19 protein-coding genes are annotated in these 22,218 nt (G+C 73.5%); 15 read left to right on the forward strand and 4 right to left on the reverse strand.

Annotated features, from left to right (window positions below; all coding sequences use genetic code 11):
- Positions 1 to 71: 71 nt before the first annotated feature.
- On the forward strand, positions 72 to 1,103 hold the full coding sequence (locus ACH495_RS30930; protein ID WP_396861250.1) for a ferrochelatase: 1,032 nt from the start codon (positions 72 to 74) through the stop codon (positions 1,101 to 1,103).
- 36 nt (positions 1,104 to 1,139) lie between these two features.
- Entirely contained in the window at positions 1,140 to 1,919 is a 780-nt protein-coding gene (locus tag ACH495_RS30935; protein ID WP_396861251.1) for an HAD-IIA family hydrolase, read from the forward strand.
- Between the two features lie 18 nt (positions 1,920 to 1,937).
- On the opposite strand, the gene ACH495_RS30940 is transcribed toward ACH495_RS30935, so the two are convergent.
- Positions 1,938 to 2,732, reverse strand: coding sequence for a hypothetical protein (locus ACH495_RS30940; protein ID WP_396861252.1), 795 nt, complete (start codon positions 2,730 to 2,732; stop codon positions 1,938 to 1,940).
- A 161-nt stretch (positions 2,733 to 2,893) separates the two neighbouring features.
- On the opposite strand from ACH495_RS30940, the gene ACH495_RS30945 reads away from it, so the two are divergent.
- Positions 2,894 to 3,706, forward strand: a complete 813-nt coding sequence (locus ACH495_RS30945; protein WP_396861253.1) for a DUF3097 domain-containing protein — start codon at positions 2,894 to 2,896, stop codon at positions 3,704 to 3,706.
- A 215-nt stretch (positions 3,707 to 3,921) separates the two neighbouring features.
- Here ACH495_RS30945 and ACH495_RS30950 read toward each other — a convergent pair whose 3' ends face one another.
- Positions 3,922 to 5,232 carry a serine hydrolase domain-containing protein gene (locus ACH495_RS30950; protein WP_396861254.1) on the reverse strand — a complete coding sequence of 437 codons (1,311 nt, stop codon included), beginning with the start codon at positions 5,230 to 5,232 and terminating at the stop codon, positions 3,922 to 3,924.
- Positions 5,233 to 5,321: 89 nt separating this feature from the next.
- On the opposite strand from ACH495_RS30950, the gene ACH495_RS30955 reads away from it, so the two are divergent.
- From ACH495_RS30955 to ACH495_RS30975, 5 genes are all read left to right on the forward strand, one after another.
- Positions 5,322 to 5,795, forward strand: coding sequence for an NfeD family protein (locus ACH495_RS30955; protein ID WP_396861255.1), 474 nt, complete (start codon positions 5,322 to 5,324; stop codon positions 5,793 to 5,795).
- A 4-nt stretch (positions 5,796 to 5,799) separates the two neighbouring features.
- Positions 5,800 to 6,906: an SPFH domain-containing protein gene (locus tag ACH495_RS30960; RefSeq protein WP_396861256.1), complete on the forward strand. Its 1,107-nt coding sequence runs from the start codon at positions 5,800 to 5,802 to the stop codon at positions 6,904 to 6,906.
- Positions 6,907 to 7,035: 129 nt separating this feature from the next.
- The gene (locus tag ACH495_RS30965) at positions 7,036 to 7,830 is read left to right on the forward strand and encodes a hypothetical protein (RefSeq protein ID WP_396861257.1); all 795 of its coding nucleotides are present in this window, start codon (positions 7,036 to 7,038) and stop codon (positions 7,828 to 7,830) included.
- 102 nt (positions 7,831 to 7,932) lie between these two features.
- Complete coding sequence (locus ACH495_RS30970; protein ID WP_396861258.1) at positions 7,933 to 10,134, forward strand: transglycosylase domain-containing protein; 2,202 nt, start codon at positions 7,933 to 7,935, stop codon at positions 10,132 to 10,134.
- Between the two features lie 182 nt (positions 10,135 to 10,316).
- Entirely contained in the window at positions 10,317 to 10,874 is a 558-nt protein-coding gene (locus ACH495_RS30975) for a dihydrofolate reductase family protein (protein WP_396861259.1), read from the forward strand.
- A gap of 18 nt (positions 10,875 to 10,892) precedes the next feature.
- Here ACH495_RS30975 and ACH495_RS30980 read toward each other — a convergent pair whose 3' ends face one another.
- Positions 10,893 to 12,731, reverse strand: coding sequence for a thiamine pyrophosphate-requiring protein (locus ACH495_RS30980; protein ID WP_396861260.1), 1,839 nt, complete (start codon positions 12,729 to 12,731; stop codon positions 10,893 to 10,895).
- Between the two features lie 110 nt (positions 12,732 to 12,841).
- Here ACH495_RS30980 and ACH495_RS30985 point away from each other — a divergent pair, with 110 nt between their 5' ends.
- Genes ACH495_RS30985 through ACH495_RS30995 form a run of 3 tightly spaced genes read left to right on the forward strand, consistent with a single transcriptional unit; the run spans position 12,842 to position 16,875 of the window.
- A complete protein-coding gene (locus ACH495_RS30985; protein WP_396861261.1) occupies positions 12,842 to 13,651 on the forward strand; it encodes a TrmH family RNA methyltransferase in 810 nt (269 codons plus the stop codon).
- Positions 13,652 to 13,693: 42 nt separating this feature from the next.
- Positions 13,694 to 15,145 (forward strand): argininosuccinate synthase, encoded by a 1,452-nt coding sequence (gene argG, locus ACH495_RS30990; RefSeq protein ID WP_396861262.1) that lies wholly within the window; start codon positions 13,694 to 13,696, stop codon positions 15,143 to 15,145.
- 53 nt (positions 15,146 to 15,198) lie between these two features.
- Positions 15,199 to 16,875 (forward strand): PucR family transcriptional regulator, encoded by a 1,677-nt coding sequence (locus ACH495_RS30995; RefSeq protein ID WP_396861263.1) that lies wholly within the window; start codon positions 15,199 to 15,201, stop codon positions 16,873 to 16,875.
- Positions 16,876 to 16,955: 80 nt separating this feature from the next.
- Here the strand turns inward: ACH495_RS30995 and ACH495_RS31000 are convergent, their stop codons facing one another.
- Positions 16,956 to 18,305 carry a hypothetical protein gene (locus tag ACH495_RS31000; RefSeq protein ID WP_396861264.1) on the reverse strand — a complete coding sequence of 450 codons (1,350 nt, stop codon included), beginning with the start codon at positions 18,303 to 18,305 and terminating at the stop codon, positions 16,956 to 16,958.
- 48 nt (positions 18,306 to 18,353) lie between these two features.
- Between ACH495_RS31000 and murD the strand changes: the two genes are divergently transcribed.
- The 4 genes from murD (at position 18,354) to ACH495_RS31020 (ending at position 22,079) form a co-directional block, all read left to right on the forward strand.
- Positions 18,354 to 19,703: a UDP-N-acetylmuramoyl-L-alanine--D-glutamate ligase gene (murD, locus tag ACH495_RS31005; protein WP_396861265.1), complete on the forward strand. Its 1,350-nt coding sequence runs from the start codon at positions 18,354 to 18,356 to the stop codon at positions 19,701 to 19,703.
- 9 nt (positions 19,704 to 19,712) lie between these two features.
- On the forward strand, positions 19,713 to 20,483 hold the full coding sequence (locus ACH495_RS31010; RefSeq protein ID WP_396861266.1) for a protein phosphatase 2C domain-containing protein: 771 nt from the start codon (positions 19,713 to 19,715) through the stop codon (positions 20,481 to 20,483).
- A gap of 142 nt (positions 20,484 to 20,625) precedes the next feature.
- Complete coding sequence (locus ACH495_RS31015) at positions 20,626 to 21,006, forward strand: hypothetical protein (RefSeq protein ID WP_396861267.1); 381 nt, start codon at positions 20,626 to 20,628, stop codon at positions 21,004 to 21,006.
- 59 nt (positions 21,007 to 21,065) lie between these two features.
- The gene (locus ACH495_RS31020) at positions 21,066 to 22,079 is read left to right on the forward strand and encodes a UDP-N-acetylmuramate dehydrogenase (RefSeq protein WP_396861268.1); all 1,014 of its coding nucleotides are present in this window, start codon (positions 21,066 to 21,068) and stop codon (positions 22,077 to 22,079) included.
- Positions 22,080 to 22,218: the final 139 nt, after the last annotated feature.

The raw sequence follows: 22,218 nt of genomic DNA on the forward strand, positions 1-22,218 counted from the left end.
CGCCGGGGCGTTACCGCGCTGAGCAGGGGGCGTCGCACGGGCGTCACGGCGGGCGGGGAAGAATAGGGGCCATGGCGTACGACGCGTTGGTGCTGGTCTCCTTCGGTGGCCCGGAGCGGCCCGAGGACGTTCTTCCCTTCCTGCAGAACGTGACCCGGGGCCGGGGGGTGCCGCCGGAGCGGCTGGCCGAGGTCGCCGAGCACTACCTGCACTTCGGCGGCGTGTCCCCGATCAACCAGCAGTGCCGGGACCTGCTGGCGGCGATCCGGGCGGACTTCGCCGCCAACGGCGTCGACCTCCCGGTCTACTGGGGCAACCGCAACTGGGACCCGATGCTCGCCGACACGGTGGCGCAGATGCGCGACGACGGGGTCACCCGCGCGTTGGCGTTCGTCACCAGCGCGTACGGCGGCTACTCCTCCTGCCGGCAGTACCAGGAGGACATCGCCACCGCGCGGGCCGCGGTCGGCGCGGACGCGCCGCTGATCGAGAAGCTGCGTCAGTTCTGGGACCATCCCGGCTTCGTCGAGCCGCACGCCGACGCGGTCCGCGCCGCGCTGGCCCAGCTCGACCCGGCGAAGCGGGACAGCACCCGGCTGGTGTTCACCGCGCACTCGATCCCGGCCTCGGCGGCGGCCACCGCCGGCCCGCACGGCGGCCGGTACACCGCCCAGCTCGAGGAGACCGCCCGGCTGGTGCACGCCGCGGCCGCGCCCGACCTGCCGTACGACCTGGTCTGGCAGAGCCGGTCCGGCCCGCCGCAGGTGCCGTGGCTGGAACCGGACATCAACGACCACCTGACCAGCCTGGCCGAGCAGGGCGTGACCGGGGTGGTGGTGAGCCCGATCGGCTTCGTCTCCGACCACCTGGAGGTGGTGTGGGACCTGGACACCGAGGCGTTGGAGACGGCCAAGCAGCTCGGTCTGGACTTCGTCCGGGCCGGCACCCCGGGCACCGACCCGCGGTTCGTGGCGATGGTCCGCGAGCTGGTGGCCGAGCGCACCGCCGCCGACGGGGAGCGGTCGCGTCGCCGGCTGGGCGAGCTGCCGGCCTGGGACACCTGCCCGGCGCTGTGCTGCGTGCCCGCCGCCCGCCGGCCCTGAGCCCGATCGACCACCGACACCCCTGGGGACGACACGATGCATGACCGCAAGCCGGTGCAGAGCTGGCTCACCGACATGGACGGTGTGCTGGTGCACGAGGGGCAGCCGGTGCCCGGCGCCCCGGAGTTCGTGCGGAAGCTGCGCGCCTCCGGCAAGCCGTTCCTGGTGCTCACGAACAACTCCATCTACACCCCGCGCGATCTCCAGGCCCGGCTGGCCCGGATGGGGCTGGACGTGCCGGAGGAGGCGATCTGGTCGTCCGCGCTGGCGACCGCCCAGTTCCTGGCCGACCAGCGGCCGGGCGGGACGGCGTACGTGATCGGTGAGGCCGGCCTGACCACGGCGCTGCACGCGGTGGGGTACGTGCTCAGCGACTTCGCCCCGGACTACGTGGTGCTGGGGGAGACCCGCACCTACAGCTTCGAGGCGATCACCAAGGCGATCCGGCTGATCGACGACGGTGCGCGGTTCATCTGCACCAACCCGGACGCCACCGGCCCCTCGGTTGAGGGCGCGCTGCCGGCGGCCGGCTCGGTGGCCGCGATGATCTCCAAGGCGACGGGCGTGGAACCCTACTTCGTCGGCAAGCCCAACCCGATGATGATGCGCTCCGCGTTGAACACCATCGACGCCCACTCGGAGTCCACCGCGATGATCGGTGACCGGATGGACACCGACATCCTGTGCGGGCTGGAGGCGGGACTGGAGACGATCCTGGTGCTCACCGGCATCAGCACCCGGGCCGAGGCCGAGCGGTACCCGTACCGGCCGTCCCGGATCGTCGACTCGGTGGCCGACCTGATCGACGAGGTCTGAGCCGGGGCGCGGGCCCTGTCAGAGCCGCAGCGGGGCGTTGCAGGCGGCCACCAGGGCCTGCCGGCAGGCGGTGGTCAGCGGTCGCAGCGCCGCGTCCCGCTGCTGCGCCTCGTAGGTGTTCACCGCGCCGCCCGGAGCGCTCTCGCCGGCCAGGGCGAGCACCCGGTCCAGCACGGCGGCGCGGGCGAACAGGCGGCGGGACCGCGGGTCGAAGCCGGGCGGCAGGTCGGTGGCGCCGTCGGGGCGGCGCAGGGCCGCGAGCGCGCCGGCCAGCTCGGGCCGCCACTGGGCGACGTCCAGCCGGGTCAGGGCCGCGGTCGTCTCGGCCAGCGCGGTGGCCAGTTCGGCCTCGGCCTCCGCCGCGCCCGGCGCGGTCAGGGACGCCTTCGGCGCGTCCGGCGGCAGTGCGTGGACCCGCCACAGCACCGTCTCCCAGGTCATCCCGGAGCCGGAGGTGTGCGTGCGGACCTCGGGCACCAGCCCGAGCCCGCTGGCCACCACCGCCTCGCCGGCCAGCAGCGCCGCCCCGGCGAACGCGCCGGGGCCGGGCAGCCCGCGCGGGTCGCCCGGCGCGGGCAGGACCAGGCGGATCTCGTCCGGGGAGTGCTTGGCCAGGCTGGGCAGCGCCTCCCGCAGCGACACGTCGGTCCAGGTGCCGGGCGCGTCCGCGACGAGGTGCTCCTCGTCGCCGGCGATGGCGTCGGCGACCTCGTCGAACGGCACCAGGCCGGCGCGCCAGGCGCGTACCCAGGCGACGAACCGGCTCGACCGGCGCGCAGCCAGCGTGGCCGCGCCCGTTGCGGGGGAGGACATGCGGAAAGGGTACGTGGTAGCCGCCGCTGCTGTCTCGGCTGCCGCTCCGGTGGTGTGGCCTGCCCCCAACTACCCCGTTCGCACCGTTTCGTGCCGTCGGGCGGTGCCCGGACCGGCGCGTCGGCGGGCGACACACCGGCCCGGTGGCTAGCGTGATCGCCATGGCGGGGCGATACGACGGGGACGTGCTGGCGGGCGACTGGCGGAGGCGGAAGGTGACCCCCGAGGTCGACGCCGAGCCCGACCTGGTGGTCGAGGACGCCGACTCCGGGTTCTGCGGCGCGGTGGTCGGCTTCGACTCCGGCGCCGTGGTGCTGGAGGACCGGCACGGGCGGCGACGCAACTTCCCGCTGCGGCCCGCCGCGTTCCTGCTCGACGGCCAGCCGGTGACGCTGCGCCGCCCGGCGCGCGCCCCGGTCCCGGCCGCCCGGCGCCGCACCGCCTCCGGCTCGGTCGCCGTGGACGGCGTACGGGCGCAGGTCGCCAAGGCCAGCCGGATCTGGGTGGAGGGCGTGCACGACGCCGCGCTGGTGGAGCGGATCTGGGGCGACGACCTGCGGATCGAGGGCGTGGTGGTGGAGCCGCTCGACGGCATCGACGCGCTCGCCGACGAGGTGCGCGCGTTCGCGCCCGGCCCGGCCCGGCGGCTCGGGGTGCTGGTCGACCATCTCGTCCCCGGCTCCAAGGAGAGCCGGATCGTGGCCCGGGTGACCTCGCCGCACGTGCTGGTCACCGGTCACCCCTACGTCGACGTGTGGCAGGCGGTGCGGCCGGCGGCGCTGGGCATCGCGGCGTGGCCGGTGGTGCCGCCCGGACAGCCCTGGAAGGAGGGCGTCTGCGCCGCGCTCGGGGTGGCCGAGCCGGCCGACATGTGGCGGCGGATCCTGTCCCGGGTGGACAGTTTCGCGGACGTGGAGACGCCGCTGATCAACGCGATGGAGCGGTTGATCGATTTCGTCACCTCGCCCGGGTGAGGGGTTGCGGTTGAGGGCCGGGGGCGACCGTGCCCGGCTCCGGGCGGTCAGGCTTGATCCCTGCGCCGGTCACGGTCGCCCCCGGCCCGTCGGGTGCCGTGTCCGCGGCTCGGTTCCGCAGTCGTGGGTGAGGTCTTGCGGGGCGCTACGAAGTTGATGGCGTGGACGGGTCACCCCTGACCCGTCCACGCCCTCAAGTTGGTAGGCGCCCGGGGTCAGGGGGTCTGGTCGGGGGTGCGGGTGAGGACGAAGGTGGCGATGTCGAGCGCGACCGCCGCACCGGCGGAGTCGCGGACGACGGTGAGGATCTCTCCGTCCTGCGTGCCGGACCGGCCCCGCCAGCGGTCCGGGCCCTCCGGGGTGAAGCGGAGCGGCGGACCACCCATCGGCCCGCCCACCAGGTCACCGGCCGGGTTGGCGCGGAACTCGTACTCGAGGCCCATCCACCACCAGCGGCCGGCCAGCTCGGCCGCTTCGGCGGTGGGGGGAGCGGCCGGCCGCCACGGAGCGGGCAGGGACGGCTCGGCGTCGAGCACCCGGGTGAGCACGTCCCGGGCCATCCCCACGACGTGGTGCCCGCGCAGCCCGTACGCGTTGGCGAAGTCCACCACCGCGGTCCGGGTGGGACGGTGCACGACCAGGCCGGCGACGAAGCCGGGCATCGAGCCGCCGTGGCCCACGTACACCCGGTCGCCGACCCGGTAGAGCTCCACGCCGAGGCCGTGGCCGGCGGTCCACGAGTCCAGGTCGCTGATCGCCACCGGGACGCACATCTCGGTCAGCGTCGCCGGGTCGAGCAGCGCCGGGTCCGGGTCGGCGAGGAACGCCGCCCAGCGGGCCAGGTCCTCGACGGTCGACCAGAGCTGCCCGGCCGGCGCCATCGCCCCGGTGTCGGTCAGCGGCTCCTCCCGCAGCGTCTGGTGCCAGGGGTGTACGACGTAGCCGCGGGCGTACGGCTCGACCGGGTGGACGGTGGTGCGACGCATGCCGAGCGGGGCCAGCAGCCGTTCGGTCAGCAACACGCGCCATGGCGTGCCGGTGATCCGTTCCAGCGCGCCGCCGAGCAGCCCGTACGCCAGGTTGGAGTAGTGGTAGACCCGGTGCGGCGGGTAAGCGATCTTGTCCGGCGTCAGCCCGGCGAGCAGCGTGTCCAGGTCGGTGCCCTCGGTGCGCTCCCACCATTCGCCGTCCGGCTCGCGTTGCAGCCCACTGGCGTGCCCGAGCAGGTGGCGCACGGTGAGCGCGCCCACCGGGGTGCCGGGCAGGTGTTCGTCGAGCGGGTCGTCCAGGGCCAGCCGCCCGGCGTCGCGCTGCTGCATCACCAGCACCGCGGTCATGGTCTTGGTGATCGAGCCGATCCGGTACTGCAGGTCGGCGTGGGGGTGGGGCTGCCCGCCGGCGACCGCCAGGTGGGCCAGCTCGCCGTCACGGATCACGCCGAGGGCGACCGACGGCCCGCGCCCGTCCGCCTGGGCGCGGGCGACCAGCAGGTCCACCTGGCGTGCGGTCTCCGGCAGCAGAGCCATGTCGTCCTCCTCGTCGCCGGTACGGCCGGCCCAGCGTAGCGATCATGACAGTTCGATGACACGTGCCTTGACGTGTCACGATTGGTCACGTGGACGCCGTGTTCTGGATCGTTCTGGGTGTGGTATTAGCGGTCGCCGAGATCTTCACGACGACGCTCTTCCTGATCATGTTCGGGGTCGGGGCGTTCGCCGCGGCCGGCGCCGCCGCGCTCGGCGCGCCGGTGGCGCTCCAGGCGGTGATCTTCGCGGTGGTGTCGGCGCTGTCCCTGGCGCTGGCCCGGCCGGCGATCCGCCGGAACGCCCGGTCCGCGTTGGAGGCCGGCGAGCAGCCGTTCGGCGTCGAGGCCATCGAGGGGTCCAGCGCGGTGGTCCTGGAGCCGGTGGACGCCGACCGGGGCATGGTCAAGATCGATGGCGAGCTGTGGACGGCCCGTTCGTTCGACGCGACGCAGACGTACGCCGTCGGCCAGCGGGTGCAGGTGATAAAGGTCCGGGGCGCGACCGCCCTGGTCTGGCAGGACGACATTTCCGCCCCGGGCGAGCTGCCCGAAGCGAGAGGGTGAAGATATGGAGTTTGCAGCGATCCTATTGATCGCCGTGGCGCTGATCGTGGTGGTCACGCTGGCCAAGGCGGTGCGGATCGTGCCGCAGCAGCGCCAGGACGTGGTGGAGCGGCTCGGCAAGTACAAGCGCACCCTGAGCCCCGGCCTGAACCTGCTGGTGCCGTTCGTCGACGCGGTGCGCACCAAGGTCGACATGCGCGAGCAGGTGGTCAGCTTCCCGCCGCAGCCGGTGATCACCTCGGACAACCTGGTCGTCTCGATCGACACGGTGCTCTACTTCAAGGTGGTCGACTCGGTCCGGGCCACCTACGAGATCTCCAACTTCCTCCAGGCGATCGAGCAGCTCACCGTCACCACGCTGCGGAACGTGATCGGCTCGCTGGACCTGGAGCGCGCGCTGACCAGCCGCGAGGAGATCAACAGGCACCTGTCCGGCGTGCTGGACGAGACCACCGGCCGCTGGGGCATCAAGGTGACCCGGGTCGAGATCAAGGCGATCGAGCCGCCGCCGAGCATCCGCGACTCGATGGAGAAGCAGATGCGCGCCGAGCGGGACCGCCGGGCCGCCATCCTCAACGCCGAGGGGCACAAGCAGTCCCAGATCCTCACCGCCGAGGGTGAGAAGCAGGCCGCGGTGCTGCGCGCCGACGGTGACCGGCAGGCCCGGATCCTGCAGGCGGAGGGCCAGGCCAAGGCCATCCGGACCGTCTTCGACGCGATCCACACCGCCAACCCGAGCCAGAAGGTGCTCGCCTACCAATACCTGCAGGCGCTGCCGCAGATCGCCAACGGCACGGCCAACAAGGTGTGGATCGTCCCGACCGAGTTGACCCGGGCCCTGGAGGGCATGGGCGGCGCGCTGGGCGGGCTGGCGAACATGGTCGGCGACCAGCCGTCGCCGGAGGCCGCCCGGACCGCCAGCGAGGTCGAGCGGGAGGCCGCCGAGGCGGCCCAGGCCGCGGCCGTCGCCGCCCAGGAGATCCACGACGAGGTGCGCGTGGCCGAGGCGCAGGCCACCGGCGGCACCACCGCGAAGGGCCTGCCGGCCCCGGAGCCGGTGGCGCCGGACTCCCTGCTCAACGACCCGGCGGACCAGCGCGAACGGGGCTGACCGGCAAATCCGAGAATCGCTCATCCGGCGCCCCGGCGCCTGCCACCATCGGTCTGAAGGACGGGTGGTGACCAGGGCCGGGGCGCCGTTGCGCATCCCGGGCCACCCGTGGCGCGAGCGAGGTGACGCATGAAGGAACCGGCGAACCGGCTCTTCTCCCGTACCCCGGTCCCCGGCGCGCACGACCCCGGCGGACCGCTCGGCTCCCGGCGAACCGGAGGGGGTTTCGGGGTCCTGCCGTTCGTCTCCGAACCGGGGCCGGGGGCCCCGGCCACGGACGCGAGCTGGGCCTGGTCCGTCCGGCGGTTCGCCCGCGCGGCGGTCTGGCTGCTCCCGGCGTACGCGGTCCTCTACGGCGTGGTGGCGATGGCCAGCGACGGCGGGGTGGGCAACGACCCCTACCCGGCCGACGGCCGGCCGCTCTACCTGGTCGGCTGGGTGGCGTCGGTCTGGCTCGGGCTGCTCGCCCTGCTCGCGCTCACCGGCCTGCTCGCCGCCACCCGCTGCCGCCGGGTCGCGCTGGCCGGGTTGCTGGCCAGCATCGGCGGCATGGTGCTGATGCTGCCGTTCGCCGGGCTGGCCGAGCAGACGCCGGTGTTCGGGCTGACCGCGCGCGGCATCGTGCTGTTCGGGGCCACCTGCTACAGCGTGGGCTGGTTCCTCACCGGCTGGTCGGTGGCCCGGTCCGGGATGTTCTCCTACGGCGACGGGACCATGTTGATGATCGCCGCGCCGCTGCTCGGCCTCGGCGGGGCGCTGATCGGCTCGTTGCAGACGTTCGGCGCGATCTTCGTGCTGGTGGCCGGCATCGGCATCGGCTACCGCAGCGGTCGCCTGGTGCCCGAGACCATCGCCCGTGACGCGGCCACCGCCAGCGTCGCCGCCCCACCCGCGTCACCGGACGGCCCGCTTGCCGCCGGATGACCGGTTCCCGGGTGCCGCCGGAGCTGGACAGTCGCCGTGAGGTAACTGACAGTTGCCTGACGGGGTGGCCGGTAGGCGGCTTTCGTGGCAATCCTTGGCGTCATGCCGTCTCCCCGGTCGCCGCTGTCGCGGCTGTTCACCGTGCTGCTCGCCGGCCTGCTCGCCGGGCTCGTCCTGGCGCTCGCCGCGCTCCCGACCGGCCTGCTCGGCGGGTTCGTCGCCAAGGCGAGCCTCGGGGCGTACGCGGAGCTGCCCGACGCGCTGCGCACGCCCGCGCAGCCGCAGCGCTCCTACCTCTACGCCAACGACGGCACGACGCTGATCACCACGTTCTACGACGTGAACCGCACCGACGTGCCGCTGGCCGAGATCGCGCCGGTGATGCGCCAGGCGATCATCTCGGCCGAGGACCGGCGGTTCTACTCGCACGGCGGCGCCGACCTGCGCGGGATCGCCCGCGCGCTGGTCGCCAACGTCAAGGGCGGCGGCACCGAGCAGGGCGGCTCCACGCTGACCATGCAGTACGTCCGCAACGTGCTCAAGACCGACCCGACCCGCACCGCCGAGGAGCGGCAGGCCGCCACCGAGCAGACCGTCGGGCGCAAGCTCCAGGAGATCCGGTACGCGAACGCGCTGGAGCAGTCGCTGTCCAAGGACGAGATCCTCAACCGCTACCTCAACATCGCGTACTTCGGCTCCGGCGCGTACGGCGTCGCCGCCGCGAGCCAGCGCTACTTCGGCAAGGCGCCGGCCGACCTGACGCTCGGCGAGGCGGCGCTGCTCGCCGGCCTGGTCCAGTCGCCCGACGAGTACAGCCCGATCGACGGTGACAAGGACGCGGCGCTGGCCCGCCGGGCGTACGTGCTCGACTCGATGGCCGAGACCGGCGCGATCACCGCCACGCAGGCGGCGGCGGCCAAGGCCGAGCCGCTGAGGCTGCGCCCGACCGCCCAGCCCAACGGCTGCACCGCGACCGCGCAGGGCCACGACGACTGGGGCTTCTTCTGCGACTACCTGCGCCAGTGGTGGCTCACCCAGCCGGCGTTCGGCGACACCGCCGACGAGCGCGAGCAGGCGCTGCGCCGCGGCGGCTACCGGGTGGTCACCACGCTCGACCCCAAGATCCAGCAGACCGCGCAGGCGCAGGCCACCAAGGTCTACGGGTACGACGACAAGCGCGCGCTGCCGATCGCGGCGGTCGAGCCGGGCACCGGCCGGGTGCTCGCCATGGCGGTCAACCGGCACTACAGCCTGGCCGACAACCCGGGCGGGCAGGCCAACCACCCGAACACGGTCAACCCGCTGATCTCCGGCGGCGCGAGCGTGGACGGCTACCAGGCCGGTTCGACGTTCAAGCTGTTCACCATGCTGGCCGCGCTGGAGGCCGGCAAGCCGCTCGCCACCGGCTTCGACGCGCCGGCCAAGCTGCCCACCCGGTACGCCTCCGACGCCGAGGGCAACTGCGACGGCACGTGGTGCCCGGCCAACGCCAACCCGGAGTGGATGGACGGCTACCGGATGATGTGGGACGGCTTCGGCCGCTCCGTCAACACGTACTTCGTCTGGCTGGCCGAGCAGGTCGGCGAGGACAAGGTGGTGGAGATGGCGCAGCGCCTGGGCATCACGTTCCGGGCCGACTCCGACGCCGCGTTCGCCCGGAACGACGCCGCCAACTGGGGCGCGTTCACGCTCGGCGTGGCCGCCACCACCCCGCTCGACCTGGCCAACGCGTACGCGACGGTGGCCGCCGAGGGCACCTACTGCACGCCGTTGCCGGTCGTGTCGGTCACCGCGCCCGACGGGGACGCGGTCGACGTGGGACAGCCGAACTGCAAGAAGGTGCTCGAACCCGACGTGGCCCGGGCGGCCACCGACGCGGCCCGCTGCCCGGTGGGCCAGCAGTCGGCGTACGGGCAGTGCAACGGCGGCACCGCCACCGGTGTCGACGGCATCGTCGGCCGGCCGGTGGCCGGCAAGACGGGCAGCTCGGAGCGGAACGCCACCGAGACGTTCGTCGGGTTCACCCCGCAGGTGGCGGTGGCCGGCATCGCGGCCAACCCGGACGACGCGACCGACCTGGTCGGCTCCGCGGTGCAGACGAAGGTGATCGACGCGGTGGCCCGGACCATCAAGGCGGCGGTCGCCGGCCAGCCGGTGAAGGACTTCACCGCGCCGAGCCGCGAACTGGCCGGCAACCCGCAGCGCCCGCAGCCGCGCCCGCAACCCGAGCAGCCCACCCCGCCTCGCGAGGACAACCGCAACCTCCCCGCCGACCTCCTCCGCTGGCTCCAGAACCGCAACTGACCCCGCCACCCCCACCCCCGCACTGATTCACGGAAAGCGGGCCCATCCGCACTCCGATGGCCACGCTTTCCGTGAATCAGCGCAAACGGGAGGCGGTGGGGTGTCGGGATTCGGGTGGCGGCTCCGACCCGACGGGGAGGGCGGGCCGCTCGGGCGCGTCCGGTGACGCGGAGGAGCACAGCATGGGCAAGGTCGTCTACTGGGTACACGTGTCGGTCGACGGTTTCATCGAGGGGCCGAAGGGCGAGTTCGACTGGCCGGCGATGGGGGCGGAGCTGTCCGCGTACTCGATCGGGTTGTCCGAGCGGGCCGCGGCGTTCGTCTACGGACGGCGGGTGTGGGAGCTGATGGCCTCCTACTGGCCGCGCGTCGAGTCGATCTCGGACCACCCGCACGACCTGGCGTTCGCGCCGATCTGGCGGCGTACCCCGAAGGTGGTCGTGTCCCGCACGCTCGCCGACGCCGAACACGGCGCCCGGGTCGTCGGCGGCGACCTGGCGGCGGAGCTGGCCGAGCTGCGCGCCGCGCACGACGGTGACCTGCTGGTCACCGGCGGGACCGGCGCGGCGACGGCGCTGGCCGCGCACGGGCTGGTCGACGAGTACCAGGTCATCGTGCACCCGGTGGTGCTCGGCGGCGGGAAACAGGTGCTGCCCGACCTCGCCCGCCAGGAACTCCGGCTGGTCGAGACGCGCCCGTTCGACGGTCGCGCGGTGCTGCTGCGCTACGAGCGGGCGTGACGGACGGGGCCCGGTCGGTCAGCGACCGCGCCGGCGCGGCCGGTAGGTGGCCACCGTGGCGGGCACGCCGCGACGCAGGATGCCGGCCCGGTCGCTGTCCCCGCGCAGCAGCGCGGCGGCCGTCTTGCGGGCCTGCTCGGCGGTGAAGTGCGGCGGCAGCATCAGCTCGGCCGGGTCGACCACCGCGTTGACCACCACCGGCCGGTCGGCGTCGAGCACCCGTGGCCACAGGCCGGGCACCTGCTCGGGCGCGTCGACCAGCTCGCCGCCGAGCCCCAGCACCTCCGCCCACCTGTGGTACGCCACGTCCGGCAGGTCCTGGCTGTCCGGGAACCTCGGCGTGCCCTCGCCGGAACGCTGCTCCCAGCTCACGAACGACAGGTCCCGGTTGTTGAGCACCAGCACCACGAAGCGCGGGTCGGCCCACTCCCGCCAGTACTTCGCCACCGTGATCAGCTCGTTGACGCCGTTCATCTGCATCGCCCCGTCGCCGAGCAGCGCGATCACCGGGCGGTCCGGGTGGGCGAACTTCGCCGCCAGCGCGTACGGCAGGCCGCCGCCCATGGACAGCAGCGTGCCGGAGAGGCTGGCCAGCATGCCGGGGCGGACCCGCAGGTGCCGGGCGTACCAGGCGGTGGCGGTGCCGCAGTCCACGGCGAGCATGGCGTCGTCGGGGAGCGCGTCGTCGAGCGCGACGAACAGCGACTGCGGGTTCACCGGGTCGGCGGGCTGCGCGGCCACCTCGCGCTGCGCGGCCCGCCACTTGCCGGTGGCGTCGGCGATGGTGGCCCGCCAGGCGGTCGGCGCCGGGCCGGGGCCCAGCTCGTCCAGGAGGGCGCGCAGCGTCGGGCCGGCGTCGCCGGTCAGGTTCACCTCGGTCGGGTAGCGCAACCCCATCCGGGTGCCGTCCCTGTCGATCTGCACCGCCCGGGCCTGGCCCTCCGGCGGATAGAACTCCGAGTACGGCATCTGGCTGCCGACGATCAGCAGCCGGTCGCACTCCTGCATGAGCTGCCAGCTCGGGCGCGTGCCGAGCAGACCGATCGCGCCGGTGACCCAGGGCTGTCGGTGGTCCACGGCGGCGAAGCCGAGCAGCGCGGTGGTCACCCCGGCGCCGAGCCGGTCGGCGATCCGGCGTACCTCGTTCTCGGCGCCGAGCGCGCCCTGCCCGACCAGCATCGCCACCCGCTCGCCGCCGCGCAGCACCTCCGCCGCCCGGCGGACGTCGGCGGCCGGCGGCACGGTCGGCGGGCTGCTCGGCACCGCGCTGGTGTGGTAATAGCCGTGCGCGTGCGGCGGGTGCGGCACCGCCGGTTCGTCCTGCACGTCGGCGGGGAGGACCAGGGCGGTCACGGTACGCCGCGCGAGGGCCGTGCGGCAGGCCCGGTCCACCAGGTGCCGGGTCTGGGAGGGGTCGTCGAGCTGGGCCAGGAAGTCGCCGGCCACGTCCTTGTAGAGCGAGAGCAGGTCCACCTCCTGGTAGTAGCCGCCGCCCTCGGCGGGCAGCGCGGTGTGCCCGAGCAGCGCCACCACCGGCTGGTGGTCGAGCTTGGCGTCGTAGAGGCCGTTGAGCGCGTGGATGGCGCCCGGGCCGCTGGTGACCACCACGCAGCCGAGCGGGCCGCCGCCGTACTTGACGTGCGCGCCGGCCGCGAAACCGGCGGTCTCCTCGTGGCGTACCTGGATGAACCGGGCGCGTCCCTCGGCGCGTTGCAGCGCCGAGGTCATGCCGTTGATGCCGTCCCCGGGATAGCCGTAGTAGCGGTGCACGCCCCACTCGGCGAGCCGGGCCACGATCTGGTCGGCGACGGTGGCGTCGCGGGGCAGCGCGCCGTCGTCGGGGTGGTCCGCGCCCATCGTGGTGGTCCCTCCGTCGGTGTCCGCTTCCCCGGCTCCGTTCCCCGCCTCGGGCGGCGGAAACCCGACCCGCGCCGGGGTGGGCCGGGACACCAGGCAGAATCCGTGAGGTGCCCGTCCACGAGATCACCGACCCCGACGACGACCGGATCGCCGACTACCGCGCGTTGACCGACGTGGAGCTGCGGACCCGCTGGGAGCCCCCGCACGGGTTGTTCATCGCCGAGGGGGAGCTGGTGCTGCGGCGGGCGCTGCGGGCCGGCTACCCGGCCCGGTCGTACCTGGTCGAGTCGAAGCGGGCGGACCAGCTCGCCGACCTCGACACCGGCGACGTCCCGGTGTACGCCGCCACCGCCGAGGTGCTCCGGCGGACCACCGGCTTCCACGTGCACCGGGGGGTGCTCGCGTCGTTCCACCGCCGGCCGTTGCCGCCGGCCGCCGAGGTGCTGGCCGCTGCCCGGCGGGTGGTGATCCTGGAGGACGTCAACAACCACACCAACCTGGGCGCGATCTTCCGGGCCGTGGCGGCGCTCGGGGTGGACGCCGTGCTGCTGTCGCCGACCTGCGCCGATCCGCTCTACCGACGCAGCGTCCGGGTCAGCATGGGCGAGGTGTTCGCGGTGCCGTACGCGAAGCTGGAGCGCTGGCCGACGGGCCTGGACGAGGTGCGGGCGGCGGGTTTCACGGTGCTGGCGCTGACGCCGGCGCCGGACGCGGTGCCGATCCAGCGGCTCACCGACGACCAGCGGGCCCGGGCGGCGCTGCTGCTGGGCGCGGAGGGGGCCGGGCTGACCCCGGCGGCGATGGCCGCCAGCGACGTCCGCGTGGTGATCCCGATGCGCCGGGGCGTGGATTCGCTGAATGTCGCCGCCGCCACGGCGGTGGCCTGCTGGGAACTGGGGCGCGACGACCCGATGTGACTGTCGCTTGCATGACCATGCGGCTTGGTGCATAATCTTCCTGTGTCCAAGGTTCTCACCTCCCTGCCCACCGGTGAACGTGTCGGCATCGCCTTCTCCGGCGGCCTCGACACCTCGGTCGCGGTCGCGTGGATGCGCGACAAGGGCGCCGTGCCCTGCGCCTACACCGCCGACATCGGCCAGTACGACGAGCCCGACATCGCCTCGGTGCCCGGCCGCGCGCTGAGCTACGGCGCCGAGATCGCCCGGCTCGTCGACTGCCGCGCCGCCCTGGTCGAGGAAGGTCTCGCGGCGCTGACCTGCGGGGCCTTCCACATCCGCTCGGGCGGGCGGGCCTACTTCAACACCACGCCGCTCGGCCGGGCCGTCACCGGCACGCTGCTGGTGCGGGCGATGGTCGCCGACGACGTCCAGATCTGGGGCGACGGCTCGACGTTCAAGGGCAACGACATCGAGCGGTTCTACCGGTACGGCCTGCTGGCCAACCCGCAGCTCCGCATCTACAAGCCGTGGCTGGACACCGACTTCGTCACCGAGCTGGGTGGGCGCAAGGAGATGTCGGAGTGGCTGCTCGACCGCGACCTGCCCTACCGGGACAGCACCGAGAAGGCCTACTCCACCGACGCCAACATCTGGGGCGCCACCCACGAGGCGAAGACGCTCGAACACCTCGACACCGGCATCGAGACGGTCAGCCCGATCATGGGCGTCCGGTTCTGGGACCCGGCGGTCGAGATCCCCACCGAGGACGTCACGATCGGCTTCGACCAGGGCCGCCCGGTGACGATCAACGGCAAGGAGTTCGGCAGCCCGGTCGACCTGGTGCTGGAGGCCAACGCCATCGGCGGCCGGCACGGCCTGGGCATGTCCGACCAGATCGAGAACCGGATCATCGAGGCGAAGAGCCGGGGCATCTACGAGGCGCCCGGCATGGCGCTGCTGCACGCCGCGTACGAGCGGCTGGTCAACGCCATCCACAACGAGGACACGCTGGCGAACTACCACACCGAGGGCCGCCGCCTCGGCCGGCTGATGTACGAGGGCCGCTGGCTCGACCCGCAGGCGCTGATGCTGCGCGAGTCGTTGCAGCGTTGGGTCGGCACCGCGGTCACCGGCGAGGTGACGCTGCGGCTGCGCCGGGGCGAGGACTACTCGATCCTGGACACCACCGGCCCGGCGTTCAGCTACCACCCGGACAAGCTGTCGATGGAGCGGACCGAGGACTCGGCGTTCGGCCCGTCGGACCGGATCGGCCAGCTCACCATGCGTAACCTGGACATCGCCGACTCGCGGGCCAAGCTGGAGCAGTACGCCTCGCTCGGCATGGTCGGCGGCACCGCCCCGCAGCGGATGGTCGGCGCCGCGCAGGCCGCCTCGACCGGCCTGATCGGCGCGATGCCCGAGGGCGGCGCGGAGGCCATCGCCTCCCGGGGCGTCCCCTCGGCGGAGGACGAGTGGCTCGACCGCGCCGCGATGGAGTTCGGCGTCGACTGAACGGGCCGCCGGTCCGGGGCGGGACTTCGGCATCGGTGGTGACGCAGGGTAGCGTGTCGCCCGTGTTCCCTACCGTGCGTGAGGTGCTCGCCCTGGTGCCGGTGCGCCACGGCGCGCCGCGGCTGGTCGCCGGCGACGCCGGGCTGGACCGCCCGGTGCGGTGGGTGCACGTCACCGAGGTGCCGGACATCGCCACCCTGCTCGGCGGCGGCGAACTGGTGCTCACCACCGGCATCGGCCTGCCCGCCGACGACGCCGGGCTGCGCGCGTTCGTCGGCGACCTGGCCGACGTCGGCGTCTCCGGGCTGGTCGTCGAGCTGGGCCGCCGCTACGTCGGCGGCGTGCCCCGGGTGATGGCGGCCGCCGCCGAACGGCGCGGGCTGCCCCTGGTCGAGCTGCGCCGGGCCACCCCGTTCGTGCGGATCACCGAGGCGGTGCACGCGCTGATCGTGGACGCCCAGCTCACCGAGCTGCGGGCCACCGAGGAGATCCACCAGCGGTTCACCGAGCTGTCCGTGGAGGGCGCCGAGCCGGCCGAGGTGCTGCGGCAGGCCGCCGAGCTGGCCGGCTGCCCGGTGGTGCTGGAGAACCTGTCCCGGCAGGTGCTCGCGTACGACCCGGCGGGGGAGAACGCGGAGCTGCTGCTGGACGGCTGGGAGCAGCACTCCCGCCGGATCCGGCCGGCCGGGCGCACCGCGTACGACCCGGACAGCGGCTGGCTGGTCACCACCGTCGGCGCGCGCGGGCAGGACTGGGGTCGGCTGCTGTTGCGCTGGCCGGCCACCGAGGCCGCCCCGCCCACCCGGCTCACCATCCTGATCGAGCGGGCCGCCTCCACGCTCGCCCTGGGCCGGCTCATCCGCCGCGACGCCGAGGGTCTGGAACGGCAGATCCACCGGACGCTGCTGACCGCGCTCATCGACCACTCCCGCCCGGTGGACGAGGTGGCGCTGCGCGCCAAGGCGCTCGGCGTCACCCTGGACCGCCGGCACCTGGTCGGCGTGGTGGTCCGGCACCGCAGCGACGACCCGGCCGGCGAGCTGGAAGCCGTCGGCCCGGAGGCCGGCCCGGCCCGGCTCCGCGACCTCGCCGAGGCGGTCGGCCAGGCCGTGCGCGAGGCCAAGCTGACGGCGCTGACCAGCGCCGTCGACGACCACGCGGTGGGCGCGCTGCTGGCGCTGCCCGACCCGGGCGCCGAGGAGAAGGCGCTCGCCGCGTTCGCCGCCGCGTTGCGTCGGGTACGCCTCGACGCCGCCCCGGCCCGACCGTCGGCCCCCCGCCCGGCGGTCGTCGTCGCGGCCGGCTCCGGCGTGGGCAGCCTGCGCGAGGCGCGCCGGTCACTGGTCGAGGCGCGGCAGGTCGCCGAGGCGGCCCGGCGGGACCCGCGCGACCTGCCCTGCTTCCGGCTGCCCCACGTCGGGCTGGCCGGCCTGCTGCACCTGCTGCGGGACGAGCCCCGGTTGCAGACGTTCGTCGAGCGGGAACTCGGCCCGCTGCTGGCGTACGACGCCCAGCATCCCCGGGAACAACTGCTCGGCACGTTGCGGGCGTACCTGGAACAGGGCCGCAACAAGTCGGCGGGCGCCGTGGCGGCCCACCTGTCCCGGCCGGCCTTCTACGAGCGGCTGGCCCGGATCGGCCGCATCCTCGACGCCGACCTCGACTCGGTCGAGCAGTGCCTCTCCCTGCACGTAGCCCTGCTGGCCCTGGACGCCGTCCGCACCCCCTAGCCCCGAGTTGATCAAGGAGTTTGCGTCAGAAATTCGCGCCGCGATGACGCAAACTCCTTGATCAACGGCAATTGAGGGGGTCAGGTGAGGGACTGGAGGGTTTTGGCGTAGGGGGCGGGGACGTGGTTCGGGCCGGCGGGGGTGAAGACGTCGGAGGTCGCGGCGGCCTGCCAGGCGGCGTCCGGCAGCGCCGCCACCAGGGCGCGGACCACCGGGGCGTCCCGCCACTGGTCCTGCTGCGCGAGCAGGCCCAGCGCGACCACCGACTCCTCCACCTCGCCGACGCACTCGAACGGCTTGTGCCCGTCCACGCCGAGCAGCTCCCGGTAGCCGGGGACCTGGGACTCGTCGGCCAGCAGGTCACCGCCGAAGATGCCGGTGAGCCGCTCGCGGGGCATGAACGGGGCCATGGCCAGGAAGACGAAGCGGCACTTCGGGCAGTCCCGGCACCAGCGCTCGCTCGCGTCGTGCAGCTTGAACGCGGCGTTGCAACTGGTCACCACCGCGTCGTACCGGTCGATCTCGGCGAACAGCCGGGCGATGTGCAGCTCGGACAGGGACCGCAGCAGCGAGAAGTACGGCTCGGTGAGCCCGGCGTGCTCGGCCAGCGCGGCCCGCAGCAACCCTTCCGCCTCGACGCCCTTGGACCACTGGTGGTTGATCTCGTGGCCCTGCCAGACCAGGTTCGGATCGGACGCGGAGCGCTCGTTCGACATCACCACCGGCCCGAGGTCGTGCAGCACGGCGGTGGCGACCGCGATCAGCGAGTTGATCGCGGTGACCGGGATGTGCCCGTTGCGGGCCCCGGCCCGGTTCAGCTCGAACAGCACCGGGTCGAGTCGCCGCCGGGCGGCGAGCGGCACCAGCCCGGACGCCTCGTTCACCGACACGATCACGTGGTTCGGGTTGACCGAGAACGGCACCGGGTCCAGGCCGGCCCGACGCAGCGCCTCCAGCGTGACGATGGAGTCCTTGCCGCCGCCCACCGCCGACAGCGGACGCCGGTCGGAGTTGTCCCACGGCTCGGCCGCCTCGACGGAACCGGCCGGCACCTCCGGGCGCAACGCGAGCACGTGCGGCAACGCGTTGCGGTACGCGTACTCGGCGAGGCCCTTGGTGTAGACGGCGGTGACCAGCTCGACGGCGGCGGCGCCCAGCGGCGCCGGCAGCACCAGCCGGGGTGGCGCGGCGGCCTTGTAGTAGCTGACACCGGCGACCACGTGCAGCAGCTCCAGGACGCGGGCCAGCCGCGCCGCGGTGGCGTCGGAGACCGGCTCCGCGGGCAGCGGGAGCGTGATCACCTCGGTGAACCGCTGGTCGCCGTCGGGGCCGGTCAGGGCGTAGTCGAACAGGACCTCACCGGTGGCGAAGTCGATCGAGTACGACGGGAAGGTGAAGGCGTCCATCCGTCCGAGCTGTCCGTTAAGCACAGGTCATACTAGTCCGGACCCACCGGGACGTGAGCAAGGAGATTCGACGTGCGCCTGTCTGACCTGCGCGGACGCTCTGTGGCGATCTGGGGTACGGGGCGTGAGGGCATGGCCGCCGCCCGAGCGGTCGCCGCGCACGGTCCGGCCGGTCTCGTCGCGGTGGACGACCGGGCCAACTTCCTGTCGCTGCCCTGGGAGGGGCCGTTGGCGGAGGCCGCCCCGCTGGTCACCGGCGAGCAGGGCCTGGCCGCCCTCACCGCCGCCGACGTGGTGGTCCGTTCGCCCGGCGTGCCGCAGACCCACCCGTGGATGGTCGAACTGCGCCGCCGGGGCATCCCGGTGACCCAGGGCACCGCGCTGTGGATGGCCGACCACGCCGACCGGACCATCGGGGTGACCGGTAGCAAGGGCAAAAGCACCACCTCCAGCCTGATCAGCCACCTGCTGGTCGCCGTCGGCCGGCCGAACGTGTTCGGCGGCAACATCGGCGTGCCGACGCTGGAACTGCCCGACGCGCCGCTCTACGTGCTGGAGCTCTCCAGCTACCAGTGCAGCGACCTGACCGACTCGCCGCGGATCTCCGTGGTCACCGCGCTGTTCCCGGAGCACCTGGACGCGCACGGCGGGGAGCGGGAGTACTACCGGGACAAGCTGAACCTGCTGGCGCACGGCCCGCACGCGGTGGTGGTCAACGGCGCGGATCCCCGGCTGGCCGCGGAACTCGGCGACCGGGCGGCGATCCGCGCCGGCTCGCCGGACACCACCCACGTGGCGACCGGCCCGGACGGCACGCAGTGGTTCCACCTGCGGGACACGCCGCTCTTCCCGCGCGCGGTGCTGCCGCTGGTCGGCCGGCACAACGAGGGCAACCTCTGCGTCGCGCTCGCCGTGCTCGACGTGCTCGGCGTGGACGTGGCGGCGGACAAGGACACGCTGGCCGTCGCGGTCGCGGAGTTCCAGGGACTCGCCCACCGGCTCACCGAGATCCCCGACCCGTCCGGGCTCACCTTCGTCGACGACACGCTCGCCACCAGCCCGTACGCGGCCATGCACGCCATCGACGCGTACGACGGGCGGCCGCTGACCGTGATCCTGGGCGGCAACGACCGGGGGGTGGACTACACGCCGCTCCGCGACCACCTGGCCGAGCGGGAGATCACCGTGATCGGCATCCCGGACAGCGGACCGCGGATCGTCGGGGCGCTGGCCGGGCTGCCGGGCGTGCGGTGCGAGATCGTCGACGACCTGTCCGACGCGGTGCGCCGGGCCCGGAAGATCACCCCGGCCGGCGGAGTCGTGCTGTTGTCGCCGGCCGCGCCCAGCTACGGCCGGTTCCGCAACTACGAGCACCGCTCGGAGGCGTTCCGCGAGGCCATCGCGGAGACCACGGCCGGCTGACCGGGCCGCGTGGCCGTGGACTTCGCCTTCGCCACCACGCCCGGATCGGACCGACCCAACGAGGACCACGTCGTGGTGTCGCCCGACTGGGCGATCGTGCTGGACGGCGTCACCCAGCCGCCCGGCCTCGACACCGGCTGCGTGCACGGGCCGGCCTGGCTGGTGCGGGAGTTGGGCGACTGCCTGGTGGGTGCGTTGACGGCCGGCCCGGTGACGCCGCTCGACCAGGTCCTGTCCGCCGCCATCGAGCGGCTGCGCGGTCGCCACGGTGGTCGCTGCGACCTGTCCAACCCGTACAGTCCGTCGTCGACGGTCGCCGTCGTCCGGGCCACGGGTGACCAGGTGGACTATCTGGTGCTGTGCGACTCGTCGGTGGTGTTCGAGAACGCGGACGGCGTCACGGTCGTCCACGACGACCGCACCGACACCCTGCCGGCGTACGACCGGCACACGGTGGCCCGGCTCCGCAACCGGCCGGGGGGCTTCTGGGTGGCGTCGACCGATCCGGCGGCGGCGGCCGAGGCGGTGACCGGCCGGGCGGCCCGGTCCGGGCTGCGCCGGCTGATGCTCTGCACCGACGGCGTGTCCCGGCTGACCGAGTTCTTCGCGCTCAGCTGGGCGACGGTGTTCGGGATCGCCGAGCGGTCCGGTCCGCGCGCCGTCATCGACACCGTCCGCCGGCACGAGACCGGCCGCCCGGAACTGCTGGTACGGCCCGGGCGGGGCCCGGTCAAACAGCACGACGACGCGACGCTGGTCGTGCTGCTTCCCCACGCCTGATCCGGCTGCCGGACCGGACGCCACACGGTGACGGGATTCCGACGGTGCTCTTGCCCACCCGGGCGGGCGACGGTTCAATACTGCCGTTCTCACCCGCACCGATTCCACGAACGGGCGGCCGGTTCGACGGGATGTGCCAGTTGTGATCGAGGAAACGGGCGGTCCGACGTCCTCCGACGACCTGTACCGGACGGCGGCCATGGACGCCAAGATGTTGCAGGACCGGATCCTGACGGCGGCCGGGCGCGGCATCGACGTCAGCGACGGACGCGCGCCGGCGCAGGCGCTCGCCGAGGCTCTCCTCGCCGTGGTGCCCGACCATCTGGCGCAGACCTCGAACGAGCACGACGTGGAGTTGTTCCTCGAGGTCAACGGCCGGCCCCCGGCGGACCCCGCCACCTGGCCGGTGACCATCCTGGCCGGCCTCGCCCTCCGCCGGATTCCGGCGGCCGACCGGCACGCGATGTGCGAGCGCGCGGTGCAGATCGCGGCCCGGCGGCTCCGGTCGTCGGCCGGGTCCTGACCGACGGCCCGCCCCGAGGAAGCCGCGGCCGCCGTCGACCCGGTCAGTAGGCTGGCACGGTGACAACCACGTTTGCTGACCTGACCACGATGCGGATCGGTGGTCCGATCGGTCGCCTGTACGTCCCGGAGACCACCGGAGAGGTGCTCGAGCTGCTGCGCCGGGCCACCGCCGCCGGTGATCCGCTGCTGGTCATGGGCGGTGGATCGAACCTGGTGGTGGGGGACGTGGGCTGGGACGGGACGGTCGTCAAGATGGCGACCTCGGAGTTCCGCATCGACGGGGAGCTGGTGACCGCCGCCGCCGGCGTCGGGTGGGACCGCCTGGTCGAGGCCACCGTCGACGCGGGGCTCGCCGGCCTGGAGGCCCTGTCCGGCATCCCCGGCCTGGTGGGCGGCACGCCCGTGCAGAACGTCGGGGCGTTCGGCACGGTGACCTCGGACGTGCTCGACTCGCTGTCCGTCTACGACCGGCAGACCGGCGAGCTGGAACGGTGGACGCCGGAACGCTGCGGCTTCGGCAGCCACCGGCAGTCCGTCTTCAAGCACAGCGACCGGTGGGTCGTGGTGGAGGTGACGTACCGCCTGCGCCGCAGCGACCAGTCGCGGCCGATCGAGTACGCGGAGCTCGCCAAGCGGCTGGGCATCGAGGTCGGCGGCACCGCCGCGCCGGCGGACGTCCGCGAGGCCGTGCTCGCGCTGCGGCGCAGCCGTGCCATGGTCCTCGATCCGGACGACCACGACACCTGGAGCGTCGGGTCGTTCTTCATCAACCCGGTCCTCGCCGAGGTGCCGGAGCAGGCCCGGGAGTGCCCCCGCTATCCGGACGTCAAGGGCACCAAGCTGCCGGCGGCCTGGCTGATCGAGCGGGCCGGCTTTCCCCGGGGCTACGGTCACGACTGGGGCAACGGCACGGTGGCGCTGTCCAGCCGGCACGCGCTCGCGGTGACCAATCGGGGTGGGGCCACCACGTCCGAGGTGATGAAGTTCGCGGCGCACATCCGCGCCGGCGTCGAGGCGCGTTTCGGTATCCGGCTGGGGCCGGAATGCGATCTCGTCAACTGTTCCTTCTGAGTCCCTTTCTCAGCGTGTCGGTTAGCCGACAAACAACGGGGACCGGCGCCGGATGGCCGCAGTGATTGCGGTCGAACTGGTCGAAGGGCTGAACGTCCGGCTTTTCACGAGCGGATCGGATGACCGCCCGGCAACCGTT

The sequence above is a fragment of the Micromonospora sp. NPDC018662 genome (genome assembly GCF_044391475.1).
GTDB lineage: Bacteria > Actinomycetota > Actinomycetes > Mycobacteriales > Micromonosporaceae > Micromonospora.